Raw genomic sequence first — 15532 nt, 5'->3', positions numbered from 1 at the left:
TGTAATATGTAAAATCTTGGTTTTTTAATTTATAACGTATACGAGACCCACCTTGGCGTGGAGATTATTAACATCCTGTTTATTCCAGTCCCAGTAGTCGGTAGAACCTAGCTTAGCTTGCCATTGATATTGATAATTTAAGGAACGGATATAAGTCAGTCGACCATTAAGAATAAAATTTTTATAATTCCAACTTACATTCCCCCCTAAAGAGAGATCAACCCAATGCCTGTTTATATATTGATTTTTATCAGATGAGGCGTAGGCAAATTTATAAAATAAATCATTGTTATTCACTAATCTCTCCAACTGGATACCGATTCTTTTCAAACCCTTCACCCAACTCACATCAAATGTTTGTAGATTACTTCCAGGCCCTACACCAGCGCCCAATACTTGGCCTTTATTCGTATAACCATCCAAGACCTGGTAATGACTGTACCAGGTTTCACTAGCCCTAGTCTCCCTAGTTGTAGGTTTTTCAGTTTGCGTCAATTCAATACCGATTTGGATAAATTCATCAGCATTTCCCATCGGGATCAACTTGCGGAAGCCGACTACGTATGCACGGGTATGCTCTGGCTCAATTATAGCATCACGTATATCATTAGCATGGTCATTTCGACCGTATTCAAAGTAGACTTCAGCCTTACTTTCTGGAAGTACGTATCGAGCAAAAAAAGATATATACTGATCTTTTTCTGCATCATCTGCAGCATTGCTTCCATCACCTTGCGCAAAAGCAGATTTATCCACAGCGCCAAACACAGGAACATAATCACCAAATGACCTGCCCATACTAGAACGATTTACAATGAAGGTACGTGCCAAGCCTAAGAATAATTGCGGGACCCATTTTGGTTGGTAAGTAGCAGTGAAGCCAGATATATACCGCCAATCATGCGGCTTTAAAACTAATTCATTTCGGATAGCCAATGGAACAGTGAGATCATTATTAAGATCAATCCCAGATTGCTCCAATCTACCGCCGATCAGTTGTGCTTCGAAAGAACCAATATAGGTTTTAATCGGCCTTATTGTATTCAAAGTTAAATGCCTGAATCCCGAGGAATTATTGCTCATCAACAAGGAGCTTCTTACACCTGGTCCCCACCATAAATTTTCGTTGGAGAATCCTGCTGATATAGAACCAACAATCAATCTAACGCTGCTCTGACCTAAGCTAAATTTATTATAATTTCCATCCTGAAAACGATCAGGCAAATCAATCTTATTATAATAGGTTGTAGTAACTGGTGTATTCCAAAAAACCCCATTAGGTGCATCCGCTAGGCGCTGAAATCCTTTATTCTCTGCAAAAACATATTCTGGCCTAAACTGAATACTTAATGGGCCGATTTTCGCATAGATACCAGCAGATACCTGGGTTTGGTACCCACGAGCCTGCACCATTGATCCATCATTCATGCCATAAGGATGGTGTGTGTTGAATTGCTGCTGCCATGAAAAAGGTAAGGCATAAATTTGAGTGTGGAGTTTAGTATTACTGTAAAGTAAATACCTAAACTTGTTTAATAAAAAGTTGGAATCTGGGTCCAAAACGAGATTATTCCGATCTGACATAAACATTGGTCTGATCAGATATGAGCTATTGGAAGTGTCTTTGCCTAAGAGCTGCTGCCTTCGATACGCATCTTCTACATTTTCCAACAAACCAACAGGTAAAGTTTGCGCTAACGCACAAAAATTTAGAGAAAACATTAATAAGGAAAGATAGATAATCCTCATGGGTATGTTAAAATAGGTAATGAGATTAGGCGTTAAAATTTCTCGAAGATAGGCAAAGTTTTTTCAGGTAGAAAAAATTTTTATACATTTCGGCCATTATCTAGGTTACTACCTCATATTCTAATGGTTGATTTGCTTAGTAGCGTTTTTGGTAAGACAATATGCTATGTTTTTGAAAGGAAAAAATAATAATGCAAGGTTTTATTTGATATATTACGTTTCTTTGAGAAAGATTCGGAAACCCATTTAGATTAACTCCTGTAAATTGAATATTGCTATTGCCATGTTACATCATGTAGCTGATCATCCTCATCCGAGCCTGGAAAAGTGGTGTATCAGTCATAAAAAATTTATTGAATTATTAAATTGCATTGATTCAAAGGGATTAGAAACTACCACATTTTCAGAAATTAATGAGCGCAAGTTTTCAAAGACAGATCTGGAGAAAAAAGTTATCATCAGTTTTGATGATTGTCCTTCGGCGTTATTTGACTTCGCCATTCCTGAATTATTAAAACGCAACATGATAGCTGTTTTTTATATGCCATCTAAATATGTAGGTGGCATCAATATTTGGGACGTAAAGGAGCATGCCATGGCAAGTGTAGAATTGATGAGCGCTGCACAACTTAAACAATTAATCGGCTTGGGCATGGAAATTGGAAGTCATGGTGAAAAACACATCAGATTAAATTTGATATCCGAACAAGAAGCATTCGAGGATATTTCCAATTCAAAAAAAACTTTAGAAAGTTTATTGGATACTAAAATATATTCGATAGCTTATCCTTACGGCAAGATCCCAAAAAAATATAACAATTTGTTAACTAAAGCTGAATATCAATTCGGCGTATCAATATATTCTGCATTTCAAAGTAAGTATACACTCCGGCGGTTTGCGATTAATGAAACAGATGACAAAAAAACAATAGAGTTAAAACTGAGCAAAAGGTATCGGATGATGCGGTTACTCTATGATCCATTTTTTCTTCTACTTAAAAAGCTATAATATTTATACCAATTCGATTTGAAAGTGTAACTGCCTTAAGTAGTTAAACTGTTGATCCAGGTTTAAAAACATTGAGGCCGCCCTTTGGTCGACCTCAATTTCGGTTTTACATTTTATCTATCTTCAAAAAAAATAACCAAACGGCAACGATTATTAATCGACACCTCTCCAGAATAGCGCATTAACAGGGCCTGACTTGATTTTGTTTACTTGTTTTATTTGGGCTGTTGATTGATGCTCAGTGTTCAACAAAATCTTTTGGCTCGCCGCAGCACTCTCAGGCCTTATGTTAACACGGATTTACAACAGGCCACAACTATATCAATGTACAAATATAGTACATGCAAACAAGTTGTTGGTATTAAACTGCTGACTTGTGTTAACGGCTTCAGAACGATAACCGCAAGACTCTTATTAATACCTAATTTTAATAAACGAATATAATAACTATTTGCAAAAAGGACAAATATGTCCTAACCTTTTTTGAGTTTAATATCCACTTTTCCAACGTGGGAAAACATTACCGAGATCAAGAATATTTGAATTGCGTTGGAGCCAAATTGGTTGATCTCCGAGATGAAAAGAATATCTCACAAGAGGAACTTTCTTAACTTACACCAATAGATATTAGTAAAAATGATCGCGTTGAAAGAGCAGAAAGTAAATGGGTCTATAAGTATGCTAAAATTGTTTGCAGATAAACTTGGGGTTGAAATCAGTGATATTTTAGGTGTTTGATCGAGCCCTCATACAACAACTTCATATATGATTGATAAATGCATGTCAAATAGCCTTCTATTTCTGATTGAATCCTCTTTTTAAGTCCTTAAGAATTTATTCTGCTTTAGTGACTTCACAATCTTTCAGTGAGGATGCTGATATAAAGCTGTTTACTTCTACATTTTTTTCCTCTAAATAAGATAATGAATGGATTTTTTTATATAATTCATAAATCAAACATCTGATTCTTGCACTTAAGCTGTAAATCGAGCTAGAATGTTGGATCGGAATCTGGTGTCTACAATCTTTGAAATTAATGAAATCGCTTTCATATTACTAATAGTTACTTCCATAATTTGATAGGTACATCAATCAAATTGTTTTGAGGTATTACCATGCTTTTTTATAACATATTGACGAGCTGACACAAATAACCCAAACTAGTAAGCCGATTCGAGGCTAACTAGTACGTCTTGAAACCATAGATTAATAAAAACTACTCCTTCCACTTTGTTTATAATAATTAACATTGTCCTTGTCTTTTCTTTATAACCTTCGCGTTTCATTTTAAAATGATCTGATTAACGCATCCCATTAGACATTTAAAAAGCAATGAAATTTAAAAACATCCTTATCTATTCCGGATTTATTGGAATCCTGTCTCTATCCGCCTGTTCGAAAAAAACATCCATTGAAGATGAGACGCCGGTAACACCTCCAAAGGCACCAACTGCTTATGCCATTACCGAAACTTTCGAATCCGGAACCAAAGGTGCCTATGCATTAGATAGTGTGCAGCTGTTAACCGGAAAATGGACAATGAGCGATGCCCTCATTGGCAATCTTGCAGCTGATGCTAAAAACGGCTCAAAATCTGTAAGGCTAAGAACAGGTTACCTGTCGATGAACTTTGATATTGCAGGCACCAAAATGATCTATGTATCGCATGCCAAATATGGTACGGATGCCAATTCTACCTGGCAATTATTAGCCTCAACGGATGGTGGTAAAACTTATGCCCAATTGGGTACAGATATCGCCGAAACCAGTACTATTTTGGTTACCGATTCTTTCAAAGTGAGCAGCACAGGTAAAATCCGTTTTCAGATTAAAAAAGCGGGCACCACCAGGATCAATATTGATGACATCATCTTTAAAGGAACAGGCGATCCGGGTATTACCGTGGGCGCACCAGATACCGATCCTATTGACAACGGAAACTCCACTACTCCTACTCCGGGAAGGGGAACACCAGAGGCAGGTGCCGATGCCCCGCCATCAGGTGGAGATAACTCAAACTTATTATTTGGCAATCCTTCAGGCGCCATGGCCACAGTGGTTTCAGCAGAAAACTACCTGATCGATCAAAAATATTATGTAGAAAGTTATAGCATGACCCGCGGCATTCCAAACTGGGTAAGCTGGCATTTAGATCCAAATAACTTCAATGGTACGGCAAGCAGAAAAGATGATTTTGCGTCATTTACTGGTCTGCCAGGCAATTGGTACCAGGTACAAAGCAATAGCTATTCTGGTTCTGGTTTCGATAGAGGACACAACTGCCCAAGTGGCGACCGCACCAGTTCGAGCACAGCCAATTCAGCCACATTCCTAATGACCAATATGATACCACAGGCACCTAACAATAATCAGAAAACCTGGGAATCTTTTGAAAGTTATCTTCGTGGCCAGGCATTGAATGGGTATGAGGTTTATGTGATCATGGGCAGTTACGGTACTGGTGGCATTGGTTCGGCAAGCGCATCTGTTGTAACCACCATCAATAATGGAAAAGTAACCGTTCCGGCAAACGTATGGAAAGTTGCCGTCCTTTTAAAAACTGGAGATAACGATTTAAGCCGCGTTACTTCTTCTACAAGAGTAATTGCAATCAACACACCAAACATTAATAGTACCACTGCAAGCTGGAAAGATTACATTGTTTCAGTTCGCGATATCGAGGCTGCAACAGGATACAACCTACTTTCTAACCTGCCACAAAACATTCAGGATGTAGTGGAAAAAGTGAAAGACCCAGGTAATTAAATTCAAATTACAGAGGTAGTATCTCAAATAGTTTATATCAAAAAAGCCGCATCAATAATTGATGCGGCTTTTTTGATAATGATCCTTCCTGGTAGTATGCTAGAATCCATTACTGTTTATATAGATCATAAATACCTCCTATATGCTTCGGCATTTCGGCACAAATTTTAATAATTAGCAATTTAATATATTAGTCAAGCTTTGTAATCTCTGCCTGTATATTGAAAAAACTGGAAGCGATTTTACGGCGTAAAAGGCATAGATTACTTCGGCTCGTTTTAATCCAGCCTCGCAATGAAGAACTTTGCAGCTAAAATGATCCATGCAGAAACTAAGGTTTAAAAATACAAATCCGCCATTTCTGTCCACTCACATTCGTCACTTCCTCCCAATCTAAAAAGTTGTATTTATCAGCATATCTTTTCCAAAGCTGGGCGTGTTCTTCAAAATAGAACATAGATATAATCACCTGACCACCAGGGTTAAGTGTTTTATCAAGATAGGCACTGAGCTGTTCAACAGGTTTCTTAAAATAATAAACACATTCATTAAAGATCACCACATCAAACTTTTCACTTGGCGTATTCAAATTGAAATCCATTTGTTCAAAACGGAACGGTGGAAATGTTTTTCTAGCCTCTGTAACAGCATTTTCTGATATATCAAAGCCTAAATAATCTTTTGGGTCTTGAATATCTTCTTTTAGATAATGAAATAATACTCCTTGGCCACAACCTGCATCAAGCACACTGCCGCCTGCTCCGTATTGTTTATAAAATTTAACTATGCTTTTATAATGAAATGATTCCGACTCCGAGTAGAGATAATCCCAGGCACCATTTTTAAATTGTTCTTCCCATACTCCTCTACCCACAGGACTTCCGATTCCAAACCGGTATAAAAATTTCCGGAATAATCGTTGTTTGATGAAGTAGAATACTTTTTCTGCGGTAACCATAATTGATAAAGTGAAGAATTATAAAAAATGATGAATATATTAATATGACGAAGTCTTAAAAATCCCTGTATAGGTTTCTAAACGTACTCCTTAAACCAAATGTAATCAGACCAGTATTTTGACTGGCAACCGATGAGGACTCTTTTCGCAGGATTCCGCCAATCTCAGCCCTTAGGTTATATTTTGGATTAATTAAATAGGACACCTTAGCTTCAGTAAAAAATAGATTGGTTTTAATACCTTGACCGATATTATTCCCATAATAATTTACGTGAGTACTGTAATCTAAGAAAATATTTTTCCCATAATTTAGACCTGCTGGATCAAGCCCATAGTTGGCATAAATCATCTGCCCTTGAAAATCAAAGCGCTTATAACTATAGTTGAGTAATCCTAAAAACTCCCTGAAGTTTGCGCCAAATGGATGCGCCAAAGGCTGATTCATAGCAGCATAATTGGAAACACGGTCGAAGTGAGCATAGGTGTAAGGACGGGCCGTGTTAAATTCAGCAAGATAATTTAACCCGGGCACCTTAAATAAATCTGATCCTCGAAAACCCAATTGAACTGCCCATTTATTGGCCCAATATCCATTATTGGAGAAAAATTCTTTTGCTGTAAATTCATCAAACATGAATTGCCCATAAACCGTAGTTTTATCCAATACTTCATATTTAAGGTTGATACCCAAACGCATTTTGTCTGGTGAGCTGGTATTAGCACTTTCAACCGAGCGCAAGAAAATGAATGGATGAATATAATTGAAATCAAAACCTCTTTTTCCTTCAGGTTGCGCATCAGCCCAGGTTACAGCCTGAAAGAATCCAGCTGAAAAACGTTTGGTGATGTTCCAATCCAAATAATGTGCAGCCATCCATTTACCTCTGTCTCCTAATCGGCGATCGGTGGTTAATTTATTTGCACCAGGATCGAGCATGTATGCAAAAATGGTTTGATATTGTATATTACCTAATGATGCCCTTAATCTAAGAAAGGAGTAATTCGCAGCAACATCCGACAATAGCATGGAGCGATATCCATCTCCTATAAAATTTTTATCGTATCCTAAAGCAATATTTAAGTGTTTGTTTGCAGTGAAAGAGAGTAATGCACTGGCATACGTCCAATCTTTGGTTTTTTCGCCTAGCTTACCAGTCATTTCACTTGGGACAACCTGATTGATGTTAATAAAATCGGTTATATAATTGGCAAATACGGCCTGGTTTTCATAAGCACTGGCATAAAAAGAGAACTTCTCACCCACATCACCACCAATCTGAAAACCACGGGTATTTAACCAGGTGGTTTTACTTTCTTTAAATTCCCGCCCAATCTGGAAATCTGGAAGAAAATCAACATACACATTATAATCATCACGATTGAAGTTGACCAAATGTTCATTTGTAAGCTTTCGTCTTAACCAACTTCTTTGATTTAAAGAATCTAAACCTAATGCCATCAATGATTGATAACGATTAACCAACACGCTATCATCGCTATAATATCCTTTTATGGAACTATGAAAACGTGAATTGATATCATAAACCGGATTATTTAATTTCTGATAGAATTGATAAGAATATTGGATGTTCTGGTTTGGCGTTTGGGCAATAGCAAAATTTGCAGCCAAAATAAATAAAAATGTAATGGCAAAGAAAATCTTAGTTTGGATATAGTTTTTTCTCATTTGCGTGATCAAGTTCTTCATAAATAGAATTATTACCTTTATATTCTTGTACCAACTCTTTCATCATCAGCCCTTAGCCGGTTATTGTTTAACTTGGCACAATCGATAAATTTATAAATATGTTGGTCAATATCATTAAATACATATTCCTTCACTTTCCTAATCATAATTTTATAATGTGTGTGGCCATAGTATTTTCATTATCAGTCAAAAGTTCTCCAATGATTTTCCGCCTGGTCTTGGTCCACTGTAAAGGATTTTAATATCTTAGTTGGTAAAAGTCCAGCCAATCGAATCATTTTTTTGGCCAATTCAACAATTTGCTCCGATTTTCCCATATCAAAAATAAAGATTTCACTGCTATTGCCCACATTACCAGCTTTTAACACCAAGCGGAAGGCTTCAGGAATGGTCATAAAGTATTGGTAACCCATTGAGGAAGTATATTAATTTTACTGAACACCATATTTTCACTTATCGCTTATATGTACTCCTTCTAACAAGCTTCTTTTACCTTGGACGAATAGGCGGTATGCGACAAAAAACATACTCGTAGTTGTTAAAATTAGTGCAAGATAGGATATTTTATTGATTGGGAGTAAAATTAGGCAAAGGTTTACAGCCATTTGTACTGCACCATAGATAAAACTGACTTTTAAATGCGGAATACTTTTCTCATTCACCAAAAATTGATAAAAATGAGAACGATGGGCCTCAAAAATATTTTCCTTCCTTAAAATTCTAAAAAATATGGTTGTAACCACATCCAATCCATAAACTAAAAGCAACAAAATATAATTAAGGTTGCCCGTCATAGTAATTAGTTTAAGAATGAAAAACAATAAGATGAAAGCGATGCTCACACTACCCACATCACCAGCGAAGCAACGTGCAATTCTTCTGAAATTGAAAAAATTGAATACCAATACAGCAGTAATTGTCGCAATGATGATCATATGATTAATAAACTGAATATATTCAATATTGATGTATAATAAGGAAAGTAACGTGATCAAACTGTAACTACCAGTTATCCCATTAATGCCATCCATAAAATTAATGGCATTAATTCCACCAATCACAAAAATTAATGACATTAAAACAATATACCAAGGAAACACATAGAAATCCAATTGATAAAATAGTAGAGATACCGCTAATAAATGGATAGAGAAGCGCAGCTTCAAATCCTGATTTTTTAAATCGTCTAAAAAACTAATGGCACTTATGAACATCAAACCAACGATAAACCATCCATATTGATAGCCGGAAAAAATAAATTCCAACAACATGCCAATTGGAAAGATGATGCCCCCGCCTCTTATGGTATAGACAGCGTGTGAGCTTCTTTTATTGGGTTCGTCGATAATATTGTATCTATTTGCAATTTGAAGGTACAGGTACATGATTCCAAACAGTAAGATAGTAAAAAAAATGATTGGAATATATATCATATACTAAAATTATCGACAACAGATTTAGGATTCCAGCCGATGTTATTTCTTGCTCGTTGATCGGAAAAGGTTAAAGTCTGAGTCATTTTATAAAGTTTTTTGCTAGTAACCGGAAATTCCTCCCCAAAAATATCGCCAACTAAAGCAAGTGCTTTTACAATTAAAAAAGGCAAACTTAACGAACTTCTTTTATTTAATTGTCTTGTAATGGATAACGATAATGCTTTAAAGCTCGGATGAAAGCCATCAGTTAGATTGTAAATTCCTCCAATTTTATGCACATCGCTTATAAATGCAGCTACATCATCTACCATCACCATACTTTTTTGGGCTTCGCCTTTATCAATGTTAAAATAGTAACCATTTGTTATAGCTTTAACCATTGCACCAAGATTACCTGGAGGATTTCGACCTGCCAACAAAGGTAGGCGTAGAATGGTGCAAACTACCTCATGTTGCTTACACCATTCAACTACCAGAGCCTCTGCTTCAATTTTACTTTTACCATAAGCATCTACTGCAGAAAGCGGATATTGCTCATTGATCAGCTCTCCCTTCTCCAGCCCATAAACAGAAACAGAGCTAATAAACACAAAATATTTGGGTAAGCCAGAACGCATCAGTCCAGAAAGTAGATTTGCGGTTCCTGTTACATTTACTCGGTAAAAATCAGCCTTCTCCTGATCCGTTGCAGGTACTAAATGTGCCTTTCCAGCGGTATGTATGACCAAATCACTTATTGGCAAAACTGGAATTTCATCGGCCAGATTAACAACCACATCACCCATCGATCGCCCAATCTTGATTAATTCATGCCTGGCAAAATAATTAGAAATCACTTTGCCCAAAAAACCATTAGCACCAGTTAAAATTAGCCTCATTTGATAAACTGTGTTAATCTTTTCAAAATTCTCTTAGGCATTAATGATAATGGTACTTTTAAATGATTTTGTTTCCATGCGGAAAGTATTTCCAAATTACCGTTAATGATGTTTTTCAAACTAACATTCGTTGCACCGCCTAATCGCATTCTTACCAAAAGAATATTGATGTATCTACTTTTGAACCTATAAAGTTTAAATAGACGGAGCATAAATTCATAATCTGCCGCTAAACGCATGTTCAGATTAAACACTCCAACCTTTTGATAGACTTCGCTCTTGATAAATAAAGACGGATGAGGTGGTACATTCCCATCTTCAAAGAAATGATCGTAATAGTTTTCTGAAGACCACTTACGCACTACTTGGGAAAGATCATCATTTTTTACATATACCAAATCTCCGTATACCATCCCCAATTCCTGATCGTCAAGAAAGGCGTCCATTACCGTTTGGATCACCGCACTATTTTCATAAACATCATCAGAATTAAGTATACCAATTACTTCACCAGTACAATGGGAAATACCCTTATTCATGGCATCATAAATACCTTTGTCCTTTTCAGAAAGCACTTGATGGATCTCAGCGTGATAACCTTGTATCACCTCGAGGGTTCCGTCTGTTGATCCTCCATCAATAATAATATATTCAATATTTGGGTATTGTTGGCATAGCACAGACTCTATAGCTGTTTTAATGGTATGAACATTATTAAAAACAACCGTTATAATGGATATTTTCATAATGATAAGTCTTTATAAATAGCTAAGGTTTCCTGATAACATTTCTCCCATGAAAACTGATTTGATTGTACTATGCCTTTAGCGCTTAAGAGATCTTCATGGCCATTGATACTTAAAATAGCATTTTTAAATGAATCCACATCCAGATCTTCAACCAATATGCCTGCCTCCCCGGCAACTTCTGGTATAGACGACTGCCTTAAAGCCACAAATGGTATCCCTGTTTTCATCACTTCAAGCAAAGGTATTCCAAATCCTTCGTAAGAGGAAGGATAAAACAGGGCAAAAGCTTGATTGTAAATAATATTTAATTCATGATTATGAATGTGTGTGAATACTTTCCAGCGCCCAGGAATCTTTTCCTTGAGCATTCTTTGTTCGGATTTTGAAAGTGCTATGCCTACGATATGGAAATCAAAATCAGGCAAAGCTTGCAAAACATCGACTGCAAAATTAAAATTTTTATAATATGCCCTCGATCCTATGAAAACAAGATATGGTTTATTGGAGGAAAGTCTCTTTTGAATAGGAAAAAAATCATCTGAAACCCCGTTATAAACTACATGGATCTGATTTTCGTTTAAATATGGATGAAAATATAATAGATCTTGCTTGGTATTTTCAGATACAACAATAATCTTCTTTGCATTTTCAATGGCCTTATTTTTTTGCAATACATGCAGGTACCTCCTTAAACCACCATAATACTTTTCGTGAACAAAATCATGAATGGTAATGACAGATTTGGCTTTTGAATTACTGGTTGATCGATTATAACTGGAATGAAAGATAAAGGGTTCAATTTGCTGTTTAAGGGCGATTTTTTTAAAGCGATCGACCAATATTCGTTTTGATGAGGATGGAGTAATTAAATCTATAGGAATTTGTAATTCCCTTCTCGATATATTTTCGTTGGGGTTTTCGGTAAAATTGATATCAGTCTTATCTCTTAAAAAACGAGAAATCAATGCAGACCAATAAGAAGAAATGCCACCAGCTTTTTGCAAGCTATAGATGATGTTATCATAATGAATTTTCACACGAACCTCCTTCTTCAATTTTTTTCATCACTTTATCCCGTAACAAATACAGCGTATAGATATACATCAGATTTTTTCCTAAGCCGATCTTAAAAATTCGATGTTTAAACATACTGCTAAGCAGTGGCCAAAATCCAATCCTATAACTTCCAAGAAAATCACCAATCATTTTTACCTGGTAAGCAGTTAAGTCGTTTTTATATATTTTATAGAACGAGTTCACGAGCATATAATTATCAAGAAGAGGTTGAAGCATGGTTTTGCTATTGTTAAAATAACGATTGAAACGACTCAAAAAAGTCATTTTGTTTACATTGCCACTTACGTTTTTTTGATGTTGCCGGTATAGAATGTGGTGTTCATTTAGCAATATATTTTTGCCAAAGGCAGCCACCACCATTGCTATATAATAATCGTGATTTATAGATGAAATGGGTATATGCTGTATTTTCTTTATCGCCGCTAGATTAATTATGATGGTGCAACCCCAGGCATAGTTTTCATTAAGTAAAACAGGCAAATCCAAGGTTTTAGGCAAAGGTAATGTAACCGGAATGCGTTGGTCATTTTCATCAACAAAACTTAAATTGGAATACAAAAGTAATGGGGTAGATGCTCCATACAATTGTTCTTCTTTGAGCATGACTGCTAACGAACGTTCCAATTTATGAATTAGCCAAATGTCATCCTGATCGGCAAACAAAATATAGTTTCGATGATGCTTGTATGCCCAGTCAAAAAGTTGTGAAAAATTGCGACAGGCCGAACCATAAACATCTCCATAATTAAGCAATTTTATCCGGTTATCTTTTTGACAATAATTTTCAATAATCGCTAAAGTATCATCATCTGATCCATCATCCCTGATCATTAATTCCCATGCAGTATAGCTTTGATTTATTATACTTTTTAATTGCTTCTCCAGAAAAGCATCGCCATTATAGGTAGCCATTAAAATGGTTAATACAATTTTTTCTTCCATGCTATTTAATGGCAATGCGATTTACAATAAAGAAAAAGGCTACAAAAAACATATGGAAAAAATTGGTAAAGGCACACATAAAAATACAAAAGATAAATAGCGACCACTCTACAATATAATATTCTCCATTTTTTGACACATAATTTTTAAAGGAGTTCATTGCAAATAATCCGTAAAGAAAATTCATGCAGATCACTCCTACCCACCTGAAATCCAAAAAAGGATCGACAAGATATGTGCCAAGACGGGTATAAGAGCTATATTGTAAAGGATAAATTGCTGCTTTATTGATTGGCAAAAGCGTAATCAACGGTCTGGCTGTATATACACCATAACTAATGTAACCATCACGTTGAGATTCGTGTACAATAAGATTGCCAGTAGACAGATTTACAGCACCATAAAGTGAAAGATAGGTCTCAATAATATTGGTAGGTTTGGTAATGTCTCCGTAGTCTTTTAAGAAATCATTGACCGTCATAGAATTTGCAGCTTCTGTACCACTACCCCTTAGTTTCCCTAAGACAATGAATACCAACACGCAGGCTGTTCCGATTGAGAGTAACCTAAACATTGGAATAGTTTTATAATAACTATAAGCCACTAACATAGAGAAGAAAAACAATACAATGATCTGCCTGCTAAAAAAGTTGAAAATAATAAAACAACACACCAGACTAAGCAATAGAAATTGCCAAAAACGAATTGTTTTCCTTTTAAACAGAATATAAAACATTGCAGGCAATACAGAATTTAAAACAATGAAATTATGTAATGCAGTTACTTCATTTTCATTTAATTCCTGATACATCTCCGCATTCCCTAGACTTAGTATCGGAAGATAGCCCAATTGCCTTACCTCTATCAGAAAGACACCTATTCCTGCAACAAATAACACAAGTAAAAATGCCAAACTGATTCGAGGGCTTAAGGGCAAAATATAGCTCTTAAAACTGAATTTGTATGTTTTCATGGCCACTAATCCGCCAGTAATGAAGCAGGTGATGCTTAATATGATAATCAGCATAAACCGCAAATCATATCCTATTTGCCGATCTGAAATCATAAGGAATGAAAACCCGGCAATGTAAATAAATACACTATATATAGTAAATGGATTAATGATCTGATTAAAGCGCAGGATAGAAAAAACTGTAATACTTTCAGCAATGATTAAAAATGCTGTGAAGGGAATAATCTGTTCTTGAGTACAGCCCCATGATAAGTACCTAATCATCAGAAAGGCATCAAAAAAAATTAATACGCAAATAAGTAGGATTAATATATATGGTTTACCAATCATTTAACTGATACTTTTATAAAATCGAGTTCCAAGCTTTATAACGCCTTTAGCCAAAAGCGGAAGTGAATGAACTGGATTTTTCACAAAACTACTTAAAATATGGCTTAAGCCCTTAGAAATATTCACTGACCGAAGGTGGTGAAGCGCAAGGAGATCCAAATTTAATTGGATCAAACTTTTAGTTTCAATACTTTTTTCTTTATTGGCAAGTGCCTCATGCATATAATTTCTAACCGCAAGCTCTCCTCTAAACATATTTTGTTGGTTGTTCATTGCGCTATGATCATGTATCCGGATTAGTACAAATGATTTATCATCGCCATCATAAATAAAATGTGGATGTATTTGAGCAATTTTAAACCAAAACAACCAATCTTCATTATTTCGCAAATCAGAATCGAACATGCCGGCTGCCAGAACCAAATATCGCTTAATCAAAGGGCTACTGATGGTTAAAACGTTGTTTTGGATGATGCGAATAGACAATTCAGTTTCTGCTAAGCTTTTGCTAGCCAAAAAGTTTTCAGGATATTTTTCTATAATTTGAGGAGTGATTGCTGAACCTTTAAAAAATAGGGATTTGGAAAATACAATATTGACCGAATATTGAATAGCAGCATTAACTTGAACAGCAATTTTGTGCCTACTCAATAAATCATCAGCATCCAGAAACTGAATAAAATCGCCCTGTGATAACTTTATCCCAATATTTTTGGCCATAGAAGTACCACCATTCTCTACACGATGGTAATTAAATTTATAGCCTGGATGGGCAGAAATGAAGTTATTCACGATCAGGGTGGTATCATCCCCGGATTCATCATCAATGATAATGCATTCCCAGTTTTGATAAGTTTGATCCAAGACACTGGTTAGTGTTTCAGTGATGAAGTGTGCATAGTTATATGTAGGGATGATTATGCTAACTAGGGGCAACTGTTTAGCGTTGTATGCCAT

At 35.8% G+C, this 15532-nt stretch carries 13 protein-coding genes; 2 read left to right on the top strand and 11 right to left on the bottom strand.

Annotated elements, in window-relative coordinates; translation table 11 throughout:
- Positions 1–24: 24 nt before the first annotated feature.
- Complete coding sequence (locus LUA91_RS16385; protein ID WP_231427197.1) at positions 25–1749, bottom strand: capsule assembly Wzi family protein; 1725 nt, start codon at positions 1747–1749, stop codon at positions 25–27.
- A gap of 265 nt (positions 1750–2014) precedes the next feature.
- On the opposite strand from LUA91_RS16385, the gene LUA91_RS16380 reads away from it, so the two are divergent.
- On the top strand, positions 2015–2758 hold the full coding sequence (locus LUA91_RS16380; protein WP_231427196.1) for a polysaccharide deacetylase family protein: 744 nt from the start codon (positions 2015–2017) through the stop codon (positions 2756–2758).
- A 1332-nt stretch (positions 2759–4090) separates the two neighbouring features.
- On the top strand, positions 4091–5524 hold the full coding sequence (locus LUA91_RS16375; protein WP_231427195.1) for a DNA/RNA non-specific endonuclease: 1434 nt from the start codon (positions 4091–4093) through the stop codon (positions 5522–5524).
- Between the two features lie 331 nt (positions 5525–5855).
- Here the strand turns inward: LUA91_RS16375 and LUA91_RS16370 are convergent, their stop codons facing one another.
- From LUA91_RS16370 to LUA91_RS16325, 10 genes are all read right to left on the bottom strand, one after another.
- Positions 5856–6482, bottom strand: coding sequence for a trans-aconitate 2-methyltransferase (locus LUA91_RS16370; RefSeq protein ID WP_231427194.1), 627 nt, complete (start codon positions 6480–6482; stop codon positions 5856–5858).
- 55 nt (positions 6483–6537) lie between these two features.
- Positions 6538–8190 carry a gliding motility protein RemB gene (locus LUA91_RS16365; protein ID WP_231427193.1) on the bottom strand — a complete coding sequence of 551 codons (1653 nt, stop codon included), beginning with the start codon at positions 8188–8190 and terminating at the stop codon, positions 6538–6540.
- Positions 8191–8372: 182 nt separating this feature from the next.
- Complete coding sequence (locus tag LUA91_RS16360) at positions 8373–8603, bottom strand: polysaccharide biosynthesis protein (protein ID WP_231427192.1); 231 nt, start codon at positions 8601–8603, stop codon at positions 8373–8375.
- Positions 8604–8639: 36 nt separating this feature from the next.
- Positions 8640–9575 carry a glycosyltransferase family 4 protein gene (locus LUA91_RS16355; RefSeq protein WP_231427191.1) on the bottom strand — a complete coding sequence of 312 codons (936 nt, stop codon included), beginning with the start codon at positions 9573–9575 and terminating at the stop codon, positions 8640–8642.
- Between the two features lie 44 nt (positions 9576–9619).
- Positions 9620–10504 carry an NAD(P)-dependent oxidoreductase gene (locus tag LUA91_RS16350; RefSeq protein ID WP_231427190.1) on the bottom strand — a complete coding sequence of 295 codons (885 nt, stop codon included), beginning with the start codon at positions 10502–10504 and terminating at the stop codon, positions 9620–9622.
- Positions 10501–11250, bottom strand: a complete 750-nt coding sequence (locus LUA91_RS16345) for a glycosyltransferase family 2 protein (RefSeq protein WP_231427189.1) — start codon at positions 11248–11250, stop codon at positions 10501–10503. The genes LUA91_RS16350 and LUA91_RS16345 overlap by 4 nt, the downstream gene beginning before the upstream one ends.
- Positions 11247–12308: a glycosyltransferase family 1 protein gene (locus tag LUA91_RS16340; protein WP_231427188.1), complete on the bottom strand. Its 1062-nt coding sequence runs from the start codon at positions 12306–12308 to the stop codon at positions 11247–11249. Before LUA91_RS16340 ends, LUA91_RS16345 begins: the two co-directional genes overlap by 4 nt.
- On the bottom strand, positions 12274–13272 hold the full coding sequence (locus tag LUA91_RS16335) for a glycosyltransferase family 2 protein (RefSeq protein ID WP_231427187.1): 999 nt from the start codon (positions 13270–13272) through the stop codon (positions 12274–12276). Before LUA91_RS16335 ends, LUA91_RS16340 begins: the two co-directional genes overlap by 35 nt.
- 1 nt (position 13273) lies before the next feature.
- Positions 13274–14509 carry an O-antigen polymerase gene (locus LUA91_RS16330; protein ID WP_231427186.1) on the bottom strand — a complete coding sequence of 412 codons (1236 nt, stop codon included), beginning with the start codon at positions 14507–14509 and terminating at the stop codon, positions 13274–13276.
- A 66-nt stretch (positions 14510–14575) separates the two neighbouring features.
- Positions 14576–15532 (bottom strand): glycosyltransferase family A protein, encoded by a 957-nt coding sequence (locus LUA91_RS16325; protein ID WP_231427185.1) that lies wholly within the window; start codon positions 15530–15532, stop codon positions 14576–14578.

Source organism: Pedobacter sp. Leaf250, from assembly GCF_920984735.1.
GTDB lineage: Bacteria > Bacteroidota > Bacteroidia > Sphingobacteriales > Sphingobacteriaceae > Pedobacter.
This window is presented reverse-complemented; position numbering and strand designations above follow the sequence as displayed.

Bases quoted from the DNA above. Each gene is read 5' to 3' on its own strand.
- LUA91_RS16360 (WP_231427192.1), bottom strand. From the start codon at position 8,603: ATGGGTTACCAATACTTTATGACCATTCCTGAAGCCTTCCGCTTGGTG.
- LUA91_RS16350 (WP_231427190.1), bottom strand. From the start codon at position 10,504: ATGAGGCTAATTTTAACTGGTGCTAATGGTTTTTTGGGCAAAGTGATT.
- LUA91_RS16335 (WP_231427187.1), bottom strand. From the start codon at position 13,272: ATGGAAGAAAAAATTGTATTAACCATTTTAATGGCTACCTATAATGGC.
- LUA91_RS16355 (WP_231427191.1), bottom strand. From the start codon at position 9,575: ATGTACCTGTACCTTCAAATTGCAAATAGATACAATATTATCGACGAA.
- LUA91_RS16375 (WP_231427195.1), top strand. From the start codon at position 4,091: ATGAAATTTAAAAACATCCTTATCTATTCCGGATTTATTGGAATCCTG.
- LUA91_RS16345 (WP_231427189.1), bottom strand. From the start codon at position 11,250: ATGAAAATATCCATTATAACGGTTGTTTTTAATAATGTTCATACCATT.
- LUA91_RS16365 (WP_231427193.1), bottom strand. From the start codon at position 8,190: ATGAAGAACTTGATCACGCAAATGAGAAAAAACTATATCCAAACTAAG.
- LUA91_RS16370 (WP_231427194.1), bottom strand. From the start codon at position 6,482: ATGGTTACCGCAGAAAAAGTATTCTACTTCATCAAACAACGATTATTC.
- LUA91_RS16385 (WP_231427197.1), bottom strand. From the start codon at position 1,749: ATGAGGATTATCTATCTTTCCTTATTAATGTTTTCTCTAAATTTTTGT.
- LUA91_RS16325 (WP_231427185.1), bottom strand. From the start codon at position 15,532: ATGGCATACAACGCTAAACAGTTGCCCCTAGTTAGCATAATCATCCCT.
- LUA91_RS16330 (WP_231427186.1), bottom strand. From the start codon at position 14,509: ATGATTAGGTACTTATCATGGGGCTGTACTCAAGAACAGATTATTCCC.